The sequence below is a fragment of the Atlanticothrix silvestris CENA357 genome (assembly GCF_016056295.1).
GTDB classification, from domain to species: Bacteria; Cyanobacteriota; Cyanobacteriia; order Cyanobacteriales; family Nostocaceae; genus Atlanticothrix; species Atlanticothrix silvestris.
The window spans coordinates 1-22,912 of the sequence record NZ_JAECZB010000069.1 but is presented as its reverse complement, the minus strand read 5'-3'; the positions used below and the strand labels follow the sequence as shown (position 1 = coordinate 22,912).

Below are 22,912 nucleotides of genomic sequence, written 5' to 3'. Positions count from 1 at the left end.
CCGGCGGCACTTCCTTCAAATCGGCATAGCCGCCCAACGGAGTGCCTTGGGAACCCGTCCACCGCAGTGTCTCCCCATGAGCGACTGGCTTTAGCGACGCAGGAGCGTCACCCTGAAGGGGTTAAAGGATGAAGAAATAAACCCTTTAACCCTGCCCCTTATCCCCAAAGGGGGCCCCACCTTCCCCTTTCCCCCTTACCCTTCTTCTCAATGCCCAATGCCCTACTTTTTGTCAAAACCTGTTGCAATAGTGACAAGAGTTACTTAGCAATCATAAAGTTCCGGTTTTTCGGCAAAGCCATCTGGTAAAATTTGTAAGGTTTCTAGAAGCTCTAAGCAATGGGATCGACTTGCGTACGGATAGCAATTGACGCAATGGGAGGGGATCACGCACCCGGTGAAATCGTTGCTGGCGCACTGCGAGCAAAGGAAGAATTGGGTGTCAAAGTCTTGTTGGTGGGTGATCCCCAGCAAATTGAAGCTGCCTTGCCGCCAAAAACTAATTTGGAGCAGGTAGAGATCGTTCCTGCTGAGGAAGCGATCGCAATGGATGAGGAGCCTTTGAACGCAGTTAGACGCAAACGCAAGGCTTCCATCAATGTGGCGATGGATTTGGTAAAACATCAAAAAGCAGATGCTGTATTTTCTGCCGGTCACTCTGGGGCGGCAATGGCATCTGCTTTACTTCGCTTGGGAAGATTGCCAGGAATTGACCGCCCAGCTATTGGGACGGTTTTTCCCACAATCATCGCTGGCAAACCAGTACTGATTCTCGATGTCGGTGCCAATGTAGACTGTCGCCCTAAATTTTTAGAGCAGTTTGCTGTGATGGGGTCGATTTACAGCCAGTACGTATTAGGTACACCTGAACCTAAAATTGGTTTGTTAAATATTGGGGAAGAAGATACCAAGGGCAATGAAGTAGCACTGCGCGCTCACCAATTGCTGCGGGAGAATTCTCAAATTACTTTTACGGGTAATGCCGAAGGGCGTGATGTGCTTTCCGGTCAATTTGATGTAATTGTCTGCGATGGCTTTGTGGGCAATGTGTTATTAAAATTTGCCGAAGCAGTCGGAGAAGTGATTTTGCAAATTTTGCGGGAAGAATTACCACAAGGTTTACATGGTCAAATCGGTACGGCGATCTTAAAACCAAACCTGAAGCGAGTTAAGCAGCGCATGGATCATGCAGAACATGGTGGTGCTTTGCTATTAGGCGTGGATGGAGTTTGTTTTATCGGTCACGGTAGTTCTCAAGCGCCTTCGATTTTTAATGCGATTCGCATGGCCAAAGAATCTGTAGACAATCAAGTACTGCAACGACTTCGTTCCCAATATGAAATCCTCCAGCAGGAAAGTAGTTAGCCATTAGTCATGAGTCATGAGTCATGAGTCATTTGTTAAACACAAAGGACAAATGACATAGACGCGCCAGCGGCCATTTTTCGTAGAGAATGGTGAAACCCGTAAGGTAGGACTAATGACAAAGGACAAATGACAAAAAGCTGATAGCTTGGGAGATTAGGAGTGGACAAATTAGGCATAGCAATTACAGGAAGTGGCTCGGCTGTACCAGATACTTCCCTAGACAACCAAGCGTTGACCGCCTTGGTTGAAACATCAGACGATTGGATAACCACAAGAACAGGAATTCGTCAGCGGCGTTTGGCACTCCCGGCCGAGTCTCTCAGTTCCCTGGCTACTGCTGCTAGTCATCAGGCGATCGCAGCTGCTGGTATAAAAGCAACTGATCTGGATTTAATTTTACTAGCAACATCTACACCTGACGACTTATTTGGTAGTGCTTGTCAAGTTCAAGCACAATTGGGAGCTACCAAAGCAGTAGCTTTTGATTTGACCGCTGCCTGCTCCGGGTTCGTATTTGGGCTAGTAACGGCTGCCCAATACATCAGAACTGGAGTTTATCAAAATGTACTGTTGATAGGGGCAGATATCCTCTCTCGTTGGGTAGATTGGCAAGACCGACGCACTTGTGTATTGTTCGGCGATGGTGCTGGAGCAGTAGTACTGCAAGCTTCTAAGAGCGATCGCCTATTGGGATTTGCACTCAAAAGCGATGGCTCTCAAAACCATCACCTTAACCTTGCTTATGCACCCTCTTCCCAAGAACTCGTCCCAGGCATACATGTAACTAAAGGTACTTATCAACCCATTAGCATGAACGGCAAAGAAGTTTACCGTTTTGCTATCCAAAAAGTACCAGAAATCATCGACAAAGCTTTATTTCAGGCCAACCTCAGTGTTGACAAAGTTGATTGGCTATTATTGCATCAAGCTAATCAGCGAATTATTGAAGCCGTTGCCCAACGCCTAGATATTCCACAACATAAAGTTATTAGTAATCTTGCCAGTTATGGCAACACCTCTGCCGCCTCTATTCCTCTGGCTTTAGATGAAGCAGTACGGCAAGGCAAAGTCCAACCCAACGACATAATTGCTGCATCCGGCTTTGGTGCCGGTTTAACTTGGGGTGCAGCAATTTTTCAATGGGGAAGATAGAAATTTGTCAGTTGTTAGTTGTTAGTTGTTAGTTGTTTCTTCCACTGACCACTGACCACTGACCACTGACCACTGACCACTGACCACTGACTAATGACCAATGACTAAAACTGCATGGGTGTTTCCCGGACAAGGTTCCCAAGCATTGGGAATGGGAGTAGACTTATTAGATATACCCACCGTTAAAGATAAGTTTGACCAAGCTGAAGCAATTTTGGGCTGGTCTGTAACAGAAATCTGCCAAGGCGAAGAAGAAAAATTATCACAGACGCTCTACACACAACCTAGTCTTTATGTGGTAGAAAGCATCCTTGCCGATATTATCCGAGAACGTGGATACCAGCCCGATTTAGTTGCTGGTCATAGTTTAGGAGAATATATTGCCCTTTATATTGCAGGTGTCTTTGAGTGGTCTGCTGGGTTACACCTTGTTAAGCGTCGTGCTGAACTCATGGATAGCGCCACTGGTGGAATGATGGCGGCTTTAATGAACTTTGACCGCGAACAGTTAGAAACAGCCATTGCTCAGATGCCTGATGTGGTCTTGGCAAATGATAACAGTCCGGCTCAAGTCGTTATTTCTGGTACTCCAGAGGCCGTCAAAGAAATAATGACCCAAGTTAAAGCCAAGCGCGCTATTCCTTTAAAAACATCTGGAGCATTTCACTCACCATTTATGGCAGCTGCGGCCGCAGAGTTCCAAGATATTTTAGAATCTGTGGAATTTCAGCCTGCTGTTGTGCCAGTATTATCTAACGTAGAACCAAGTCCGTCCGTTGATGCTAAAATTTTAAAGCAGCGCCTAACTAAACAAATGACTGGTTCAGTACGTTGGCGAGAAATTTCTCTGCAATTATCAGCTAACGGCATTGAGCAAGTAATGGAAATTGGCCCTGGTAATGTGCTAACTGGTTTGATTAAACGCATTAGCCCTGATTTAAGTTTAAAAAACGTCCGTAATGCCGCTGAATTGCCTATTTAGTGCTGGGTAAACATAGCTCATCGCAGACATCAGCATCAAATATTTAAAGTGTTCTCATAGTAACGAATATGGCAAGCTTTAAATAGTGCTTTAGATGGTATAAATCGCCGTGTTTACGATAGTCAGCCTTTCGTATAGACGACGATTTTTTGCGTCTTTTGCCTTAACTAAATTTAAGTGTTTAAGGGCAAAGGGTATATTTTTTAATAGTCTTAAATTACTGCAATACAGTCAATCTCCACTAACACATCTTTTGGTAGGCGGGAAACTTGAACACACGCACGTGCAGGGGCTGTATCTTCAGAAAAATACTTAGCATAAACGGCATTTACCGCTGCAAAATCATTCATATTAGCAAGAAAGACAGTAGTTTTAACCACGTTTTTAAAAGTCGCGCCCGCTTCAGTCAAAATGGCTTCTAGATTAGCCATTACTTGCTCAGTTTGCTTGGTTACATCATCTGTATAAACGACATTACCAATGTGGGGATCAATAGCAATTTGTCCAGCCACAAATACTATAAGACCAGAAGCCGCGATCGCTTGATTATATGGCCCAACTGGAGCTGGTGCTTGATCAGTATTAATTACTTTACGAGTCATAGATATTTCAGTTTATATCTCAAATCTACCTGGCTACAGCATTTTAACCCAACCGGGGACGTATCCCATAATGCCGATATCGCCAATAATCTTGCAAAATGCGATCGTGGTCAAAACATAAATCACTAGGCACACGCCAAGACTCAAAAACTCCTACATTTTTAGCATCATCCCCAGCTTTTGGTTCTCCCGTCGCCGTCGCCAAGAACACAATGCTGATTGTATGCTGACGGGGATCACGACTAGGGTCAGAATATACCAGGAATTGTTCCACTAACTCCACCTGTAAACCCATTTCTTCCTCAGCTTCCCGTCGCGCCGCCACTTCTACTGCTTCCCCATAATCGACAAAACCACCGGGAATTGCCCAACCCAACGGTAGATTATGTCTTTCAATTAACACTATTGGCCGATGTGGTCGATCCACTAACTCGATGATGATATCAACCGTCGGTGCAGGATTTCGGTAAGTCATAGTTGTTAGTCAGTTGTCAATGGTCAGTTGTTAATAGCAAAAAACAACTAACTACTGACAACTGACAAAGGGACAATAACATGAATCCTGTTCCATGATAGATTCGATGGGATCGCTTCCTCATATAATTCAAATTACTTATGCCTTTCACCAGATCCAGCGGCATTTTGCTGCATCCTACCTCATTTCCTAGTCGATTTGGCATTGGAGATTTAGGTTTAGAAGCCTATAAATTTATTGATTTTCTCGAAAAGAGTCATCAACAATATTGGCAAGTCTTACCCTTAGGCCCTACTGGGTACGGCAATTCTCCATATATGTGTTATTCAGCAATGGCAGGAAATCCTTTGCTGATTAGTCCCGAAAAACTCATAGATGAGGGTTTACTAGCTGAAGCAGACTTTGCTAATTTACCATCATTTCCAAGGGATAAAGTAGATTTTGAGCAAGTTGCAACCATTAAAATTGATCTTCTAAAAAAAGCTTGCAATAATTTTAAAACCCAAGCATCTCCCATCCAACAAAAGGAATTTGCAGGTTTTTGTGAAAGCAAAGCTTATTGGCTAGACAATTACACATTATTTATGGCGTTGAAAGATTCCCAAAATAATGCTAGTTGGTATACCTGGGAACCAGAACTTGCCAAACGTGAACCAGAAGCCTTAGATCGAATACAGCGGCAGCTAACTGGAGAAATTTTTTATCACAAGTTTACTCAATACGAGTTTTTCCGGCAGTGGTCAAATGTTAAGAGCTATGCCAACATGCGCGGTATAGAGATTATCGGTGATATTCCCATCTACGTAGCTCATGACAGTGCCGACGTATGGGCAAATCCTGAGATCTTTTGCTTGGATGAAGAGACGGGAGCAGCTGCACAGATGGCAGGAGTTCCACCAGATTACTTTAGCGCCACTGGTCAATTGTGGGGCAACCCTGTTTATAACTGGGAGAAACTACAAAACCAAGATTTTAAATGGTGGGTACAGCGCTTTGAAGCCATGCTGGATTATGTAGATATTATTCGCATCGATCACTTCCGAGGTTTTGAAGCTTTTTGGGCTGTAGAACAAGGTGAAGAAACAGCCATGAATGGAGAATGGATTGAAGCGCCTGGGGAAGAGTTGTTTGATACGATTAAACAAAAATTAGGCAAGTTACCTATCTTGGCGGAAGATTTGGGAGTGATTACGCCAGAGGTCGAAGCGCTGCGAGACAAGTATGAATTTCCTGGGATGAAAGTTTTACAGTTTGCCTTTGGTTCTGATCCCAGTAATCCATTTTTACCGTTTAACTACCCACGAAATGCGGTAGTTTATACCGGGACTCACGATAATGACACTACTGTAGGCTGGTTCAATCAAGCTAGTGATTGGGAAAAGCAAAACTTATTACTATATTTAGGTTGCGTCAGTCCTGAAGGTATTCACTGGGATTTAATTCGTTTGGCTTTGAGTTCTATAGCCAATCAAGCGATTATTCCTTTGCAGGATATTTTGGGTTTGGGAAAGGAAGCACGCATGAACTTTCCCAGTATTGGCGAGGGTAACTGGGAGTGGCGCTACCAGTCAGAAGTATTGACAGAAGAATTAGGCGATCGCCTAAAAATGCTCACCAAACTTTGTGGACGCGCTCCTCAAGGAAAATGAGGAGGATGAGGAAGATGAGGAATTTATCTGCCTCATCTCCCTGATCCCCCTCTGTTTCTCAAGACCCAGGTTGGGCAGCAATTTTAATTTCTTCAACTTTACCTGGTTCTCCCATTTGCTTAGCTTCTTGCTGATTGACACTCATCAGCACGCCACCAGCATTATCTGTTTTCACCGTCAACTGCTCTTGAGCTTTCCAGATGCGATGTGTACCCTCTGGTAAAATGCCCTCAAACTCGGTTTTGCCATCGGCTACTACGCGAATCCATGAAGAGGCTTTCAGTGTGACACCAATTTGTAATGAGCGATTGTCTTTGAGGCTAGTAAGGGTGTCACTAACAGGTCGAACTACTGTTGATTTTTGTGGTTGAGTTAGTTCTGGTTGTAAAACTGTTTCTGGGTGTGGTTGATTTTGGTTATAATCCGCTTTGAGGACAGCATTATTCAGTAATTGAGACAAGCCGCTGACAGAGCATACAATCACAAATATGTAAAGTAAGTAAAGATGAATCGGGCGCAGTTGACCCATTGAGCGAGTATTTTCAGTAAAATGATGCTTCACCTGCTGAGCAGCAACAGGAAAATTACTGGAAAACTCCGTTCCATTAAAACCCAATACATCGGCGAATTGCCTGATTAAACCTTGAGTATAGATTGGTTCTGGTAGGTTATCTAAATTACCTTCTTCGATCGCCTGTAATAGCCGTCGGGGAATTTTGGTCAATGCTACCATTTCTTCTAGAGAGAAACCCCTCTCTTGACGCGATGCCCAAAGTTGAGCGCCAATTTCTGCCAACTTTTCAGTTTGTTGTTGTTCTAATGAAAGTGTTGGTTGTTCATGAGCTTTTCTTTTTAACCATTTCATATTTTTTCTACTCTCCTGACCTCAGCTGAATCTTTAATAGGTATATCCTTTATCTGCTCTTGCAAAAAGCAAATCTCATTCTCTTTGAGAAACCGATAGTTACCTTCACGCAACAAATTTCCTCTAGGAGGAACTACCTTGGCTTTTAGTATTTGTAATTGAATTGGGCCTATGGCAGTTCGATGTAGTTTAATAACTGGATGTCCCAACTGTTCGGCTACACGGCGAATCTGGCGATTTCTTCCCTCCTTTAAAATTATTTCTAAACGGCTATTTAGAGCAAGACTTTCGATCATATTGACTTTGGCTGGCAGGGTTTTTCTTCCGTCTAACATCACACCTTCACACCACATCTCTAGTACTGCTTTAGTAGGATGTCCTTTGACCAAAACTTGATAAGTTTTCGGAATGCTATGGCGTGGATGAGTTAGTCCAAATGTTAAATCCCCGTCGTTGGTAAGTATTAATGCTCCTGTTGAATCTGCATCTAGACGACCAACTGGGTGAATACCTGTACCCTCCCGTAATTCTTTAGGGAGTAAATCTAAGACTGTCTTTCGTCCCTGAGGGTCATGGCAAGTTGAAACTACTCCAGCCGGTTTATGCAACAACAGGTATAGTAAAGGCGGACGTTGTCTACCAGATACGGGCTTACCATCAACAGTAATCGTATCTCTTTGGAGGTCAACTTTTTGACCTAAATCCGCTAGTATTCCATTTACCCGCACACGCGATCGCCGAATCATTTCTTCGGCTTCGCGTCGTGAGGCAATGCCCCATTGAGCGAGAACTTTTTGTAACCTTGCCTCCATGTGGAAATTACTGAGTATTTTCCTAGCTTTAGATAATAATCATAATATTGGCATTTTGTAGTAAATAGCCATAAATGTTACATTTAAGGCTTACTTAAGTTCAGTCACTTGCTGAGCAAATACCCATCACAAAAGTGGTTAAATGCCAGAAGACAATTCCCCGACAAAAAATTCCAACAAGATCAGGCTAATTACAAACGCACTCACAGCAGCATTAAAGCTATGGTTGAAAGCGCAAGTCAGCCAAGTCTCCCAATTAGAAGTAGAGATTAAAGCTAGCGATCGCCAGATTCTCTCTGGTTGCATTCCCTGGGTCTCTATTTTTGCCAGTCATGCAGTGTATCAAGGCCTCTATATTACACGAATTCAATTAATAGCGGAAAATATTCAGATCAATATAGGTTCAATACTTAAAGGAAAACCACTACGACTGCTAGAAATAGTACCAGTAGTTGGCAATCTGATTGTGGAGGAGAAAGACCTCAATAATTCCCTAGCATCTGAACTATTATCAACTGCTTTAAATGATGTCCTGGTTAAACTTTTACCAGAATATTGTTTCCAATTAAAGCCAACATGGCATAAAATTACCCTTGATTATAATCAAATAATACTTTGGACAAACTTAGGAGCGACTACTGAAAATACACCTCTAGAGGTAAGATTTGATTTAAAGTTAATTGGCAATCGGGAGTTGCAATTAACACATATTCAAGTTATGAAAAACGACATAGCACTTTTAGAGGGTGAGCATAATTATCATTTAGATCTGGGTTCAGATGTCGATATTCAAGAACTCAGCTTGATCCCCGGTCAGTTAGTATGTCGCGGGCGTATCAACGTCAACCCTTAGAGGATGTTTGAAGCGATCGCGCTCATTGAGAGTGCGATAATTTATGAAGCCGTCAAATTTTGCCTTGAACCAATGACTGCAACGCTCCTCACACCACCGGATGAAATAATTCACCTATCGGGGATTAGCTGGCAAACCTACGAAACACTGTTAGCAGAATTGAGCGATCGCCACCTCCGCCTGACTTACAACCGTGGCGCTCTAGAAATCATGACTCCTTCCCCAGAACATGAAAGATTTAAGAAAGTCGCAGGACGCTTTGTTGAGACAATTGCGGAAGAACTGGATATACCTATAGAACCTTTGGGTTCAACCACGTTTAAACGTCCTGAAGTGAGTGGTGCAGAGCCAGATGAATGTTTCTACATTCGTAACATTGCCCTAATTAGGGGAAAAAAACGACTGGATTTAACACAAGACCCAGCGCCCGATTTAGTTATAGAAATTGATGTGACAAGCAGTTCTAACAATCGTCTCCAAGTTGATGCAGATTTGGGCGTAGCAGAAGTCTGGATTTATAACGGAGAATCCTTGGTCATTAAACAATTGCAAAATGACACCTATATCACCTGCCAAACCAGTCAATTTTTTGTAAACTTACCCATTCCAGAGATTGCCAGATTTTTGCAACAAGCCCCAACAATGGATTATCTAAAGTTGGTGAAAGCATTTCGCAATTGGGTTAGAAGCCAGTTAGGAAAATAATTCATTTTTTGGGATTTCCTAAGTCTGATTTTCTCAATTGTCTACAACATGCTACACAAACACTTAAAGGGGTGCATCCCAGTTTTTAAAATACCCACAGGCTATAAGCCTGGGGCTACAAATACGAAGCCTGCCTTCGCGTAGCGTTCTGAAAGGAAAGGCAGGCTTTTTTCGTGTAGCAATACCCTAGAAGGGTATTTATTGAAAAAGTAGGATGCTCCCCACTTAAAGCGAGTCCGCGAGCTGAATTACGAATTACGAATTACGAATTACGAATTAGCTATTAGTGGTAATAAAAGCGTCACGAAATAATAAACTAGAGGAGCTGTAAAGATATAACTGTCAGTACGGTCTAAAATGCCGCCATGACCAGGGATCAACTGTCCTGAATCTTTTACGCCAGCATCGCGCTTAAGCATAGACTCTGTAAGGTCGCCCAAAAGACTAGCAATCCCAATTAGCAAACCCAATGCTACACCAGTAATCATAAATCTAGGTAAGTGTAGATAAAAAGCTCCTGCTAATGCTACGGCAACGCTGGCAGTGATCCCAAAGACGGCACCTTCAACAGTTTTTTTGGGGCTAATGTCAGACAATGGGGTTTTACCAAAAAATCTACCAAAAATATAAGCGCCAATGTCAGCTGCCCAAATACATAAGAAAGTCAGCAGTGTCATTGTCAACCCTTGGGGCAAATAGGTAAAATGTTGCTGCCAAATTTCTGCCCAAGTTGTTGGCCAGTAACCACCTAAAGGAAGATTGCTCACAGCCGCACTACCAAGGGCGCGTAACCTTACCCAGAAACTTGCTAAGTAACCCACATAAAATAGCCCCATAATCGAAGCGGAAATATCCGCGATTGTGGCCATCTTGGGCTGAAACAGCAAGTAAAAACAGATAAATGTCCCAGCTAGAGGCAGTACAGCATCAGCTAAACTGCCATCAACTGTACAAATCACTAGCAAGACTTGGCTGACAAACATGGTGGTTTTAGCAGCAGGAACTATGCCTCTGGCTCGCACCAAATTAAAATATTCTTGATGCCCCAAAAAGACAATCACCGCAATTGCGATGGTAAAGTACCAACCCCCCAAAAGAGTCGCAACCAAAGCAAGAGCGATCGCCAAAATTCCACTAGTAATTCGAGACCAAGGCATAGCAAGAAAGTATGAAGTGTGAAGTGTGAAGTCTGATGAAGTATAAAATTTCAGCCTTTATTCTTCAGATTTAGTCTAGTTTCTCACCACTAAGGATAAAAATAGGATCGACAGCTGCAAAGGTTTGAGAAAAGCCCCGTGTCTCCAAACGATTGACCGCAGACTGAACGACTTCGATATTTCTCGCTTGTAATTGAGAAAAGCTCTGGGAAATAGCATATAGACTCTCTAGATTAGCAGCTGTAGCCACAACTCGTCCTGATGGTGGTAAATAACGCCACACAGCTTGCAAAATTTCTTGGATGGGGCGACCTCCCTCAATACAAACGCGGTGAGGGGGTACTTTGAGGTTATGCATACAATCCGGGGCACTACCTTCGATGACTTCGACATTTTTAACATCAAAGCGATCGCAGTTGCGTTTAATCAGATTAGCTACTTCTTCATCCCTTTCTACAGCCACAATCTGCCCACTAGGGCACAGTAGCCCTACCTCTACGGGAATTGTACCTGTCCCTGCGCCAATGTCCCACAAAACTGAATCGGGTTTGAGCCGCAGTTGGGAAATCAACAGCAGCCTAACTTCTCGTTGACTGAAGGGAATACCTGGCAAATGCTCGAACAATTCATCGGGTATACCAGGGGTAATGTAAGGCCAAAGTTGGGAGGGCATAAAAACACGCAATTATACTAAAAGATATTGGCTTGTCCAACTGGACAATTTATAAGCTATAAAAACTTTTAAACGTAGCGTCATCAGTAATTATTATGATTAAGGAAATATTAAGCGATCGCTACGAAGTCCGACAGCAGTTAAGCAAAAAGGCAGGGCGACGGACATTCTTAGCTCAAGATCAAATAACTGGTGAATTAGTAATTGTTAAGTTACTTTCTTTTAGTAGTGATTTTGAATGGGATTCACTCAAGTTGTTTGAGCGTGAAGCTGAAACTTTAAAATCTTTGTCACATCCCTTAATTCCTCGTTATTTAGATTATTTTGAAGTAAATTCACCTTCCATCCAAGGATTTGCCCTCGTACAGAGTTATATCCCAGCTCAAACTCTAGAGCAATACCTCCAAGCTGGGCGAAATTTTACAGAAGCTGAGATTAAGCAGATAGCCAAAGCCCTTTTAGAGATTCTCGTTTATTTACATCAATTGCTTCCGCCTGTCATTCACCGTGATATTAAGCCTAGCAATATTTTATTGGGCGAACGTTCTGGCAACAGTTTGGGTCAGGTTTATCTCGTAGATTTTGGCTCAGTGCAAACTGTCTTGGCTACAGAAGGTGGAACTAGGACTGTAGTCGGAACTTACGGGTATATGCCACCGGAGCAATTTGGCGGACGCACTGTTCCAGCATCTGACCTTTATAGTTTAGGTGCGACGCTAATTTATTTAGTAACTGGTATCCATCCAGCTGATTTACCCCAAAAAGATTTTCGGTTTCAATTTGAGCAGTCTACTAATTTAAGTCCTAGCTTCACTCGTTGGTTGCAGTGGATGACTGAACCCAACTTAGAAAAGCGGTCGAGTTCTGCAAGTGTGGCGCTAAAAGCTTTGGATGAGTCGCATTTTCCTGACACCATTGCTTTAACTGTTAGTAAACCGGCTGGTAGTACAATTCAACTATCTAAGAATTGGGATCATTTAGATATTGTGGTTCCACCAGTTGGCTTTAAGCTTTCGATGGTGTTTCTAAGTTCGTTTGCGATCGCCTGGAATTCATTTATCCTATTTTGGACAATTGGCGCTCTTTCTGCCCCTTTTCCACTTAATATTCCCTTTGCTTTATTTTCACTGCCCTTTTGGGGTGCAGGCTTGTTTATGGTGTATAAGTTTCTGTTCCATTTGTTTGGACGTATCCACTTAAGCCTGAATCAAAAGCAAATTGCCTTAACCTGGGAGTTATTTACTTTCAAATTCCATCGTCCCCGTCCATCACCCAGACAAAGTATCACTAAACTGGTTTATATTCCCAACCACTTTACTAGAGACTCTGAAGGCGCTAGAGTTAGGGTTCCAGCACAATTAGATATTTGGTCAGGAGTGTATAAGTATCGGTTAGGTGGTACCGGTGGTGCTATTGAATCTGAAGCTGAACTCGAATGGCTAGCTCACGAATTAAGTGATTGGTTAGGTATAGAGATTACGATAGAGCGCGTCTCTTAATGTCTATAGTTAATGAAAGATCCTCTACAGGAGAAATATTATGTTTGGACTGGGATGGCCGGAAGTAGGTGTAATTGTGATCGTCGCTATTTTAATTTTTGGGCCTAAAAAAATTCCGGAATTGGGAAATGCACTGGGTAAAACACTGCGGGGCTTTAAGGAGGAACTCAAAACTTCTGATGATGATAATGCACCTGAGCAAGAACAATAGTTCTCACAAATCAACGGTCAATAGTCATTAGTCATTAGTCAGGAAATTACTAGTTAGTTCATTTTGAAAGCGTAAATGTCACGAACAGTAATATTTTTACTTCCTGCCTTGTCTACGACACGCTGCGCGATCTGCCTCCTACAGACTATTGATTCTCAACTACAGCAAGGTATTAATAACAGAAGATGTCACCCCATTTTGATTATCTACAACATTTGTAGAGGAATTTTGTTGTATTTCTTCTTTGACTAAACCACGCAGCTTAATTAATTTGATAGCCCGATTAACACTTTCTGGCAAAATTACCACCAGACCGTTATCAGGAGCCGTGTCCAAAGCTTTGTTAATGGCTGCGGTTTCATCCATAATTACTTCATAACGAGCATCAGGCTTAACTTGAGTGATACCTTTAGTAATCAACTCAGAAGCTGATCCCCGTAGTCGTCCCCGCGTGTCATCATCTTCTTTGACAATAATGTAGTCAAAAATATCCGCAGCTAGTTGCCCTAAGGTAACAAAGTCTTCATCACGGCGATCGCCTGGGCCACCAACTACACCAATTCGCGCTCCTGTGTTCCAGTTACGCACAAAAGAACCTAAAGCTTCATAACTAGCGGGATTGTGAGCATAGTCTACTAAGGCGTGGTAGTTGCCTAAATTAAATAAATTCATTCGCCCAGGTGTTTGGCTGACGGAAGCGCGGAAGGTCTTTAAGCCCGCCCGAATTTGCTCAATCGTCACGTTTTGCACAAATGCTGCCAAAGCGGCTGCCAAAGCGTTGGCAATCATAAATGGCGCTCGTCCGCCCATTGTCAAGGGAATATTTTCTGCTCTTTCTATGCGGTGTGTCCAATCGCCTTTAACAATTGACAGATAACCATTTTCGTATATTGCTGCTACTCCACCCTTTTGGATGTGCTGCCGTACTAATTCCGAATCGGGATTCATTGTAAAGTAAGCAACATTAGCCTTAGTTTTTTGGGCCATCGCAGCAACGCGGCGATCGTCAGCGTTGAGTACCGCATAACCATCAGGAAACACAGCCTCCGCTACCACACTCTTGAGGTTAGCTAACTGCTCAATAGTATCAATATCACCGATTCCTAAATGATCGGCAGCGACGTTTAACACTATACCCACATTTGCTGCTTCAAAGCCTAACCCAGAACGAAGAATGCCCCCACGAGCGCTTTCTAGTACCGCAACTTCTACAGTTGGATCTTGTAAGATAACGTGGGCACTTTGAGGCCCTGTATTGTCTCCGGCTTCTACTAAGTATTCACCGATATAAGTCCCATCTGTAGTTGTATAACCTACTACTTTTCCTGTTTGTTTGTAAATGTGTGCCAGCAATCGAGTAGTGGTGGTTTTACCATTAGTACCTGTCACACTAAGTATGGGAATGCGGCTGGATTGTTCGTTGGGGAAGAGCATATCCATCACTGCCCCAGCGACATTGCGGGGTATGCCAAGACTTGGGGCAACATGCATCCTAAAGCCAGGGGCAGCATTAACTTCTACAATTACGCCATCCATTTCTCTCAGGGGACGACTAATATCTGTAGTGACAATATCAAGTCCTGCAATATCCAATCCAATAATCTTTACAACTCTTTGTGCTAGCCAAAGGTTTTCTGGATGGATTTCATCGGTACGATCTACAGCGCTACCACCTGTACTCAAGTTTGCCGTCGCTCGTAGGTAACAAATTGTACCTTTGGGTGGTACACTGTTTAAGGTATAACCTTGCCTTTCTAAGAGTTGGTAACTAGTCCGATCTAGTTCAATCTTAGTCAGGACGTTATCATGTCCTTCACCGCGATTTGGGTCTTGGTTTGTTTCTTCAATTAATTCGGCGATGCTGGATCTACCATTACCAACGACATGAGCTGGCACACGCTCAGCTACTGCTACTACTTTGCCATTGACTACTAGTACCCTATGGTCACGCCCAACATAATACCTTTCGACAATAATTGACCGTGAAACCTGTCTGGCTGCTTCGTAGGCTGCTTCAGCTTCTTCCCAGGTTCTAATATCGATGGTGATACCGCGTCCATGATTACCGTCTAGTGGTTTAATGACGATGGGATAGCCGCCGACATATTCAATGGCTTCTTCTAAATCGTCCAAGAAGTTAATTACCGTACCTCTGGGTACTGGCGCTCCAGCTGCGGCCAGGATGCGTTTAGTGGCTTCTTTGTCGCAAGCTAGTTCTACCCCTAAAATGCCAGTATTATCTGTCATTGTGGCTTGCATTCGCTTCTGGTTCACGCCGTAGCCCAGCTGAATCAAAAAGCGTGCGCTCAGTTGCATCCAGGGAATGCCTCTTTTTTCGGCTTCTTTAACGATCGCTTCGGTTGAAGGGCCTAAGGATGAATCACGCCAGAAGTCTTTGAGGTCTTGGATATCTTGCTCTAGTTCTGCTTTGGGATAACGACCCCGATCAGCAATACTTTGACATAACCGCACAGCTGCTCGTCCAGCGTAGCGTCCTGCTTCTTCATTCAGGTACTCGATTACTACCTGAAAAATTCCGGGTGTAGCGGTTTCGCGGGTACGCCCAAAGCCGACGTGCATTCCTGCTAGTTCTTGGAGTTCTAAGGCTACATGTTCTACAATGTGACCCATCATGGTGCCTTCTCGCACTCGCATCAAAAAGCCACCACGACAGCCAGGCGAACAATAGTGACCCTCCAGACTTGGCAGCGCCTCAACTAATCCTTCGTAAAAACCAGGGATTTCATTCGAGGGCGTCTCGGCAAGGTTTTCTAAATCGAGGCGCATGACGATCAGCTTGTGGCGTCGAATGCTCCAATAGTTTGGGCCGCGTAAGGTCTGGATCTTGAGGATTCTCATGGGAATAGGTAGATGGAGATTCGGAACCAAAATTCTAGTTTCTTACTGGAATTGAACGCTAAACTGTTCATAGTAAACAGTTTTTTCTTTTTACATGCTATTTCTTTGATTTTTCTACAACAAGAAATAAAGTAAGCGATCAACACACTGTAACCTCAGATACTCTATTCCGTCAGCTGGAGATGCGGTGTACAGCAGGCAATACAGTGCGCTGGTACAGGTGGAAGCGATCGCCATAGCTGAGGATATGTAGACGTAAGTTGTGTATGGTTAGGGGTTCGTTAGCACCGACATGTGGCTCGTTAGTATGGGTGACTTCTGTCGGGTCGACAATAGTGACGCTGCCTTTGCCCATGACTTGTAACCAACCGTCACGTTCAAATACAGCACAAGTATCTTCGTCAATGCCAATACCAAGACGATCCGGATGAGCTGCGATCGCGCTAATCAGACGACCCATGCGATTACGGTTGTGAAAGTGTTGGTCAACAATCACTTCAGGGATAAATCCCAAACCGGTGGCCATATCTACTAGGGAGCGATTTGGCGTTTCACCACTACCGCCGCCAGCAATCATGTGATGCCCCATTACTGCTGCTCCTGCACTGGTGCCTGCTAGGGTCAGTTGTCCACCTCTGACTCGTTGCCGAATAATTTCCATTGCTGGTGTATCCGACAACACGCCACACAGGCGTAATTGATCTCCTCCCGTCAAAAACACGCCAGTACAAGCTTCTAAGGATGCTTTGATTTGGGGGATTTCACACTGTTCACGTTCGCGAATGTCTAAAATCTCAACCTTCTCAGCACCCATTTCTTCAAAAATGCGAATATACCGACCACCAATGATCGCGGGTTCGCGGGAGGCAGATGGAATAATTGTAATATAGGCCTTACTAGCACCGGCGCGGCCAAAAAAAGTTCTTAGGATTTCGCGTCCATGAACCTTATCTTCTGCGCCTCCGATCACCAGAACGGCGGTTTTAGTTGCTTGGGGTGTCCTCATTTCCAGCGATTTAGCTTTTAATTGCGGCATTGTGTTTCTCCTGTCAACAACTTCAGGAGCCATCGCCTTGGTAAGGTAGCGCGGTCTTCTCCCAAGGGGAGACGCTAAAAGCGATCTTCGCAGCGTTAGCGAGTCCGCGAGCGTCTGGGGTTTCCCCCGAACTTTGCTCAACGGGGGGAACCCCCGCACGCAAGTTCTCTCCAAGTGGAGCAAGTGGCATGGTTTCCCCCATGTAGGCGGAACGCCTTCCCGTAGGGTGCGACTGCCGAAAGGGTTTTCCAGGCTTGTGGCGAATGGCGTGCGAATTTAACAAAGTTCAGCAGCCTGATGATTTTTGCACTTTGCTTGATTGAGAGGACACTTTTGTGATGTTTGGAGCGAAACTGCTCCCAATTTTCGCCATAACACACCCGATGCCTCCTGAAAGTTGTTAACTTGGTCAGATTATTAATTTAAATGTAGTTGTGACAATATTTAAACATAAATTAAGTAATTAGAAAAACTTTTGATCCCAGAAAAATCAATAGTTCTGGTACTTTTAGACACTATTGATTAAGCTTATCTGTAGTTTTACCTTACATTGGCTTCTTGTGTTTGCTAGACATTCAAATTTAAGATTAGTGTTCTCGAATACGAATTACTGTGCGCTTTGATATAGTTACACTTTTTCCTGACTGTTTTACTTCAGTTCTCAACTCTGGGCTGTTGAGTAAAGCCTTAGCCAAACAAATTGCCCAAGTGAATTTGGTCAATCCCAGAGACTTTACAACCGATAAGCATCGGAAAGTAGATGACGAACCTTATGGTGGTGGCGTGGGAATGCTGATGAAGCCAGAACCCATATTTACTGCTGTGGAGTCGTTGCCGAATCTTCCGCGAAGAGAGATTATTTTGATGAGTCCTCAAGGACAAACGATCAATCAACCTCTGTTGCGAGAATTAGCTATAAATTACGACCAGTTAGTAGTAATTTGTGGGCATTACGAAGGTGTAGATGATAGGGTACTGCATTTAGTGACTCGTGAGATATCTTTAGGTGATTTTATTTTGACTGGAGGAGAAATCCCAGCAATGGCATTACTCAATGGGGTAGTGCGTCTTTTACCAGGAACTGTGGGCAAAGCAGAGTCCTTGAAAGTAGAAAGTTTTGAAGAGGAGTTGCTGGATTATCCCCAATACACTCGTCCAGCCAATTTTCGGGGCTGGAAAGTTCCTGATGTCTTACTTTCTGGTAATCATGCCGCGATCGCCCAGTGGCGTTACGAACAACAAATTAAAAGAACAGGCGATCGCCGCCCCGATTTGCTCAAAGAGTGGGAGCAGAGGAGCAGGGAGCAGGGAGCAGGGGAGGCAGGGGAGCAAGAATAATAACAACTAACAACTGACCACTGACAACTGACAACACTTCGACTACGCTCAGTGCATCGCTGACAACTAACAAATGACAAACATACGTATTGGTAACGGCTACGATATTCACAAATTGGTGAGCGATCGCCCTTTAATTTTAGGAGGAGTCCAAATTCCCCACGAACTCGGCTTATTGGGTCACAGTGATGCTGATGCACTAACCCACGCCATTATGGATGCCATGCTGGGAGCATTATCTTTAGGAGATATTGGACATTATTTCCCGCCTAGCGATCCCCAATGGGCAGGAGCAGATAGTTTGATGTTATTAACTCAAGTACATCAACTGATTCAAGATCAAGGTTGGCAGATAGGTAACATTGATTCGGTAGTAGTAGCTGAACGCCCAAAATTGAAACCGCATATTGAAAAGATGCGTGACAAGTTAGCTGGTGTTTTAAAATTACAACCAAATCAAGTTGGCATCAAAGCTACCACTAATGAAAAGCTAGGCCCTGTTGGACGCGAAGAAGGAATTTGCGCTTATGCTGTTGTCTTGTTATTAGCTTTTGAGTAACTTTCCTTGGCTGCATTCATAACCGTTAAGATTGAAATTAATTGCATCCTTAACTTAGTGGGACGTTATTGTATAATTTTTCATGCTGGCTTACATCCTCATGAAAATAAATTATTTTTAAGTAATAACTCTAAAGAATTTGGCAGACGAGAAGTTACAGAGATTTTACGAGATGCTGGTGTTCAGTATTTTAATAAAACTCAAAACTTTTTTGGTTGGCTACAGTCTCAAGCAAATTGATTTACCTATTCACATATTGAATTCATGAAATCTATTAGTGGTATTTTTTCCAATTTTAAACGTTTTTATTTACCTGTAATTTTGGCTTCACTAACAACTATTACAATTGCCGCTTGCAATCCATCTAACTTTAAAAGCTCAGCGGCTCAAGTACCACAGTTAGTAAGTAGTATTCTTAGTGATCCAAAAACCTTTAATTACCCTCTAAGTTCAGAAGTTCCTAATATTTTTGGACTGACTTATGAGGGGTTAACTAATCAAAACCCTATAACGGGGAAATTTGAACCAAGTTTAGCAGAATCTTGGGAGATTTCTGAGGACAACTTGCGCTTTGTTTTTACTCTACGTGAAGGATTAAAATGGTCTGATGGTCAACCATTAACAGTAGATGATGTGGTGTTTACCTTCAACGACATTTATCTTAACGAAGCAATTCCTACAGATGCTAGAGATATTCTCAGGATTGGTGAAAGTCGGGCATTACCCAAGGTACGAAAAATTGATGATCGGCGAGTTGAATTTACAGCACCGGAACCATTCGCACCGTTTTTAGGAACTGTAGGGTTGCCAATTTTACCCGCCCATGCGTTAGAAAAATCTATAAAAACAAAAGATCAAGAAGGTAAGCCGATATTTCTGACAAAGTGGGGCGTTGATACTCCTCCTGAAGAAATAATTGTTAATGGCCCTTATAAGTTAGAGCGCTATGACACCAGTCAACGTATAGTTTTCCAGCGTAATCCCTACTATTGGCGCAAAGGGCCTCAGGGAAAATCGCAACCTTATATTGAACGAACTGTATGGCAAATTGTGGAATCAACAGATACCTCTTTGCTCCAGTTTCGTTCTGGTGGTTTAGATACAGTGGGAGTTTCACCAGACTACTTTTCTTTGCTAAAGCGGCAAGAAAAGCAGGGAAATTTTAAAATTTACGAAGGTGGCCCAGCAACTGGGACATCGTTTGTTTTATTTAATCTCAATAAAGGCAAAAGAGACGGAAAACCGCTAGTAGATCCAGTGAAATCACGTTGGTTTAATACAGTCGAATTTCGGCAAGCTGTAGCCTACGCAATTGATCGACAAACAATGATCAATAATACTTTTCGCGGCTTAGGCAAACCACAAGATTCACCAATTTCTGTACAAAGCCCTTACTATCTTTCGCCTCAAGAAGGATTAAAAACCTACGATTACAATTTAGAAAAGTCTAAGGAATTGTTAAGAAAAGCCGGATTTAAATCTAATGCACAAGGTCAATTACTTGATGCTCAAGGCAACCGTGTTCGCTTTACTTTGCTCACGAATGCTGGTAATAAAATCCGCGAAGCAATGGGAGCGCAGATTAAGCAAGACTTAAGCAAAATTGGTATTCAAGTTGATTTCACACCATTAGCATGGAATACTTATACAGATAAGCTAGCTAATACTCTTGATTGGGATGCTTCTTTGTTGGGTTTGACTGGTGGCTTAGAACCGAACGATGGGGCTAATGTTTGGTCTCCCGAAGGAGGTTTACACATGTTCAATCAAAAACCCCAAGCCGGACAAAAGCCGATTCAAGGTTGGGAAGTAGCTCCTTGGGAAGCAGAAATTGGTAGACTCTACATTCAAGCTGCCAGAGAGTTAGACGAAACCAAGCGAAAAGAAATTTATGCTAAAACACAGCAAATTACTCAAGAAAACTTGCCTTTTATTTACTTAGTGAATCCCTTGGCAATGTCAGCAGTACGCGATCGCTTTGAAGGCATCAATTACTCAGCCCTCGGTGGAGCATTCTGGAACATTTATGAAATTAAAATCACTGAGTAGATAATTGAGCATAGGGCATGGGGAAGAAGGGGTAAAGGGGAATGGGTAAGGGGGAAAGGGTTTATTTCTTCGTCCTTTAACCTTTTCCCCTCTTGCTGCTTCTCCTGCTCCTCTACTCTCTACTTCCCCTAATCCTTAATTTAAAATTACCGTGACTCAACCTGAAGCTTTGCGATCGCTCCTCGAAGCGGTTGCCAATGGCAAAGTTACCCCAGATATGGCTTTAGACTCACTCAAAAACTTAGCTTATGAACCTGTAGGTGAGTTTGCCAAAATTGATAACCATCGCACCCTCAGAACTGGTTTCCCAGAGGTAATTTGGGGGCCAGGTAAGACACCTGAACAAATCGCTCAAATTATTGAGGTGATGCGCCTCCGCAATCCAGTAGTCATGGCAACCCGGATTGAACCAGCAGTTTATGCTGCACTGCAATCACAGGTTAAAGATTTGCAATATTATGGATTGGCAAAAATTTGTGCCATTGTTCCCTCTGTCATTGAGCCACAATTTGAGGGAATAATCGGTATTCTTTCTGCTGGTACTGCTGATTTACCCGTTGCAGAAGAAGCCGCAGTGACAGCTGAACTTTCTGGTTTTCGCGTCCAGCGTCTTTGGGATGTCGGCGTTGCTGGCATTCATCGCTTGCTAAGTAACCGCCACATCATTGAGTCGGCATCAGTGTTAATTGTTGTGGCGGGGATGGAAGGTGCTTTACCTAGTGTGGTTGCTGGTTTAGCAAGTTGTCCTGTGATTGCCGTTCCTACTAGCATCGGTTATGGCGCGAGTTTTGGTGGTTTAGCACCTTTATTGACAATGCTCAATTCTTGTGCGGCTGGTGTGGGGGTAGTAAATATTGATAATGGTTTTGGTGCAGCAGTGTTGGCGGGGCAAATTTTACGAACAGCCGAGAAGCTAAGTCGTAACAGAGAATTAGGGTAACTTTTAATTTTCTTGATTGTTTACCTCTGTCAGCTTCAACTGCTCAATCTGCTCTGCTGACAAATCAGTAGCTTTGATTACTACTTCATCAGTTACCCCCTGGCGTAGAAGATTAATCGCCACGCGGCGAATACCTTCTTCAATACCTTCAGACCGACCTTCGGCAATGAGTGCTTGATAAGTTACTGATTCCTGCATCATATCCCTCCGCAGCAACTGTTGAATAATATCCTTATTCAATACTAGCCCAGCGAGAATAAACGCTGATGCGGCTATATTGCTTTGTGTACGCTGGTCGTTAATTTGTGAGATTTGTTCAGCTACTTGTCGCAATGTCTCAGTAGGATTATCAGCTTGGCTTAAAACCGCAAAGGGGAGCAATCCTGGAGATTGAAAAAAGTTATCTATTGGTTGTTCCCATAGGCGAATCACTTGGAAGCGATGAAAGGTATCTTCTAAGGTGAAAGTGCTTTGTTGCACTAGTTCAGAATTAGTTTGTTGTAGGTAAATCACCACTTGACGCATTTGCTTTTGTGGAAAACGACGATATACCCGCAGCCGATAGTCAATCATCCGAAAGGGAATATCAATTTTCGGTTGAGTCTGAAATTCTAGGTGCAGCACAATTTCTTCTGATTGGAGTAATATCAGCGCATCGGCGCGAATTGGCTCTAAAGAAAGTTCTGAAGGACTTAACTTAGTTAAGATTATGGGTTTTCCTAACAGCCAGGTAGCAAAATCACTGGCAAAGTTTTCAACGAGAAATTTGCAGATGTTATCAAACATAAAAAACTTTACCAAGTAATTGTAGAGCGATCGCCTTTAATGACTTTCAAAGTAGCTAAAAACTGGACATTGCCTGCAAGTAAAGGTTATGACATAAAAATCTTTTGAAAACTCAGTATGAATTACGTCAGCGATTTGATGTCTCAGTTATTTTGGCACTTGCCAGCAAATTTGATGCGACTAGCTCAAGCAGTTAACGATCCAGACCTCATAGGTCAAATCCAAAAAACCTGGAGCCATTTTATACAGACGGGTCAAGCGTGGGCGCTATTGATTGGTTTGGTCATTGGCTATATCATTCGGAATCTAACAAGCTACGGTTAGGGGCTAGGGGCTAGGGGC

General features: G+C 43.2%; 23 protein-coding genes and 1 pseudogene. 14 read left to right on the top strand and 10 right to left on the bottom strand.

Annotation, left to right across the window (positions count from 1 at the left end):
- The first annotated feature begins 339 nt into the window (after positions 1-339).
- The 3 genes from plsX to fabD all read left to right on the top strand — a co-directional run bounded on the left by plsX (position 340) and on the right by fabD (position 3,502).
- The gene (gene plsX / locus I8751_RS18320) at positions 340-1,365 is read left to right on the top strand and encodes a phosphate acyltransferase PlsX (protein ID WP_214440555.1); all 1,026 of its coding nucleotides are present in this window, start codon (positions 340-342) and stop codon (positions 1,363-1,365) included.
- 162 nt (positions 1,366-1,527) lie between these two features.
- Complete coding sequence (locus I8751_RS18315; RefSeq protein ID WP_214440554.1) at positions 1,528-2,520, top strand: beta-ketoacyl-ACP synthase III; 993 nt, start codon at positions 1,528-1,530, stop codon at positions 2,518-2,520.
- Between the two features lie 100 nt (positions 2,521-2,620).
- The gene (gene fabD, locus I8751_RS18310) at positions 2,621-3,502 is read left to right on the top strand and encodes an ACP S-malonyltransferase (protein WP_214440553.1); all 882 of its coding nucleotides are present in this window, start codon (positions 2,621-2,623) and stop codon (positions 3,500-3,502) included.
- Between the two features lie 212 nt (positions 3,503-3,714).
- Here fabD and I8751_RS18305 read toward each other — a convergent pair.
- Both I8751_RS18305 and I8751_RS18300 read right to left on the bottom strand, forming a co-directional pair.
- Positions 3,715-4,110, bottom strand: a pseudogene (locus I8751_RS18305) (Rid family detoxifying hydrolase); the annotation flags it as partial.
- 37 nt (positions 4,111-4,147) lie between these two features.
- Positions 4,148-4,579, bottom strand: a complete 432-nt coding sequence (locus tag I8751_RS18300) for an NUDIX domain-containing protein (RefSeq protein ID WP_214440551.1) — start codon at positions 4,577-4,579, stop codon at positions 4,148-4,150.
- Between the two features lie 140 nt (positions 4,580-4,719).
- Between I8751_RS18300 and malQ the strand changes: the two genes are divergently transcribed.
- Positions 4,720-6,228 carry a 4-alpha-glucanotransferase gene (gene malQ, locus I8751_RS18295; protein WP_214440550.1) on the top strand — a complete coding sequence of 503 codons (1,509 nt, stop codon included), beginning with the start codon at positions 4,720-4,722 and terminating at the stop codon, positions 6,226-6,228.
- Positions 6,229-6,286: 58 nt separating this feature from the next.
- Here the strand turns inward: malQ and I8751_RS18290 are convergent, their stop codons facing one another.
- A complete protein-coding gene (locus I8751_RS18290; protein ID WP_214440549.1) occupies positions 6,287-7,093 on the bottom strand; it encodes a helix-turn-helix domain-containing protein in 807 nt (268 codons plus the stop codon).
- The gene (locus tag I8751_RS18285; RefSeq protein ID WP_214440548.1) at positions 7,090-7,905 is read right to left on the bottom strand and encodes a pseudouridine synthase; all 816 of its coding nucleotides are present in this window, start codon (positions 7,903-7,905) and stop codon (positions 7,090-7,092) included. The genes I8751_RS18290 and I8751_RS18285 overlap by 4 nt, the downstream gene beginning before the upstream one ends.
- A gap of 142 nt (positions 7,906-8,047) precedes the next feature.
- On the opposite strand from I8751_RS18285, the gene I8751_RS18280 reads away from it, so the two are divergent.
- Together I8751_RS18280 and I8751_RS18275 are read left to right on the top strand one after the other, a co-directional pair.
- A complete protein-coding gene (locus I8751_RS18280) occupies positions 8,048-8,758 on the top strand; it encodes an LmeA family phospholipid-binding protein (RefSeq protein ID WP_214440547.1) in 711 nt (236 codons plus the stop codon).
- Between the two features lie 72 nt (positions 8,759-8,830).
- A complete protein-coding gene (locus I8751_RS18275; protein WP_214440546.1) occupies positions 8,831-9,463 on the top strand; it encodes a Uma2 family endonuclease in 633 nt (210 codons plus the stop codon).
- 269 nt (positions 9,464-9,732) lie between these two features.
- On the opposite strand, the gene I8751_RS18270 is transcribed toward I8751_RS18275, so the two are convergent.
- Together I8751_RS18270 and cbiT are read right to left on the bottom strand one after the other, a co-directional pair.
- The gene (locus I8751_RS18270) at positions 9,733-10,620 is read right to left on the bottom strand and encodes a phosphatidate cytidylyltransferase (RefSeq protein ID WP_214440545.1); all 888 of its coding nucleotides are present in this window, start codon (positions 10,618-10,620) and stop codon (positions 9,733-9,735) included.
- A 70-nt stretch (positions 10,621-10,690) separates the two neighbouring features.
- A complete protein-coding gene (cbiT, locus tag I8751_RS18265; protein ID WP_214440544.1) occupies positions 10,691-11,293 on the bottom strand; it encodes a precorrin-6Y C5,15-methyltransferase subunit CbiT in 603 nt (200 codons plus the stop codon).
- A 95-nt stretch (positions 11,294-11,388) separates the two neighbouring features.
- Here cbiT and I8751_RS18260 point away from each other — a divergent pair, with 95 nt between their 5' ends.
- Both I8751_RS18260 and tatA read left to right on the top strand, forming a co-directional pair.
- A complete protein-coding gene (locus I8751_RS18260) occupies positions 11,389-12,792 on the top strand; it encodes a serine/threonine protein kinase (protein ID WP_214440543.1) in 1,404 nt (467 codons plus the stop codon).
- A gap of 40 nt (positions 12,793-12,832) precedes the next feature.
- Positions 12,833-13,003: a twin-arginine translocase TatA/TatE family subunit gene (gene tatA, locus I8751_RS18255; protein WP_214440542.1), complete on the top strand. Its 171-nt coding sequence runs from the start codon at positions 12,833-12,835 to the stop codon at positions 13,001-13,003.
- Between the two features lie 159 nt (positions 13,004-13,162).
- Here tatA and cphA read toward each other — a convergent pair whose 3' ends face one another.
- From cphA to I8751_RS18240, 3 genes are all read right to left on the bottom strand, one after another.
- Positions 13,163-15,862 (bottom strand): cyanophycin synthetase, encoded by a 2,700-nt coding sequence (gene cphA, locus I8751_RS18250; RefSeq protein ID WP_214440568.1) that lies wholly within the window; start codon positions 15,860-15,862, stop codon positions 13,163-13,165.
- 172 nt (positions 15,863-16,034) lie between these two features.
- Positions 16,035-16,898, bottom strand: a complete 864-nt coding sequence (locus I8751_RS18245) for a cyanophycinase (RefSeq protein ID WP_214440541.1) — start codon at positions 16,896-16,898, stop codon at positions 16,035-16,037.
- 22 nt (positions 16,899-16,920) lie between these two features.
- Positions 16,921-17,088 carry a hypothetical protein gene (locus I8751_RS18240; protein WP_214440540.1) on the bottom strand — a complete coding sequence of 56 codons (168 nt, stop codon included), beginning with the start codon at positions 17,086-17,088 and terminating at the stop codon, positions 16,921-16,923.
- Between the two features lie 422 nt (positions 17,089-17,510).
- Between I8751_RS18240 and trmD the strand changes: the two genes are divergently transcribed.
- The 5 genes from trmD to larB all read left to right on the top strand — a co-directional run bounded on the left by trmD (position 17,511) and on the right by larB (position 21,784).
- The gene (gene trmD / locus I8751_RS18235; RefSeq protein WP_214440539.1) at positions 17,511-18,236 is read left to right on the top strand and encodes a tRNA (guanosine(37)-N1)-methyltransferase TrmD; all 726 of its coding nucleotides are present in this window, start codon (positions 17,511-17,513) and stop codon (positions 18,234-18,236) included.
- 73 nt (positions 18,237-18,309) lie between these two features.
- Positions 18,310-18,795, top strand: a complete 486-nt coding sequence (gene ispF / locus I8751_RS18230; RefSeq protein ID WP_214440538.1) for a 2-C-methyl-D-erythritol 2,4-cyclodiphosphate synthase — start codon at positions 18,310-18,312, stop codon at positions 18,793-18,795.
- A 6-nt stretch (positions 18,796-18,801) separates the two neighbouring features.
- Positions 18,802-19,035, top strand: coding sequence for a hypothetical protein (locus I8751_RS18225; protein ID WP_214440537.1), 234 nt, complete (start codon positions 18,802-18,804; stop codon positions 19,033-19,035).
- Between the two features lie 24 nt (positions 19,036-19,059).
- Positions 19,060-20,844, top strand: coding sequence for an ABC transporter substrate-binding protein (locus I8751_RS18220; protein ID WP_214440536.1), 1,785 nt, complete (start codon positions 19,060-19,062; stop codon positions 20,842-20,844).
- Between the two features lie 151 nt (positions 20,845-20,995).
- Positions 20,996-21,784, top strand: coding sequence for a nickel pincer cofactor biosynthesis protein LarB (larB, locus tag I8751_RS18215; RefSeq protein ID WP_214440535.1), 789 nt, complete (start codon positions 20,996-20,998; stop codon positions 21,782-21,784).
- 3 nt (positions 21,785-21,787) lie between these two features.
- On the opposite strand, the gene I8751_RS18210 is transcribed toward larB, so the two are convergent.
- The gene (locus I8751_RS18210; RefSeq protein WP_214440534.1) at positions 21,788-22,570 is read right to left on the bottom strand and encodes an Rpn family recombination-promoting nuclease/putative transposase; all 783 of its coding nucleotides are present in this window, start codon (positions 22,568-22,570) and stop codon (positions 21,788-21,790) included.
- A 117-nt stretch (positions 22,571-22,687) separates the two neighbouring features.
- On the opposite strand from I8751_RS18210, the gene I8751_RS18205 reads away from it, so the two are divergent.
- Positions 22,688-22,894: a hypothetical protein gene (locus tag I8751_RS18205; RefSeq protein WP_214440533.1), complete on the top strand. Its 207-nt coding sequence runs from the start codon at positions 22,688-22,690 to the stop codon at positions 22,892-22,894.
- The last annotated feature ends 18 nt before the right edge of the window (positions 22,895-22,912 follow it).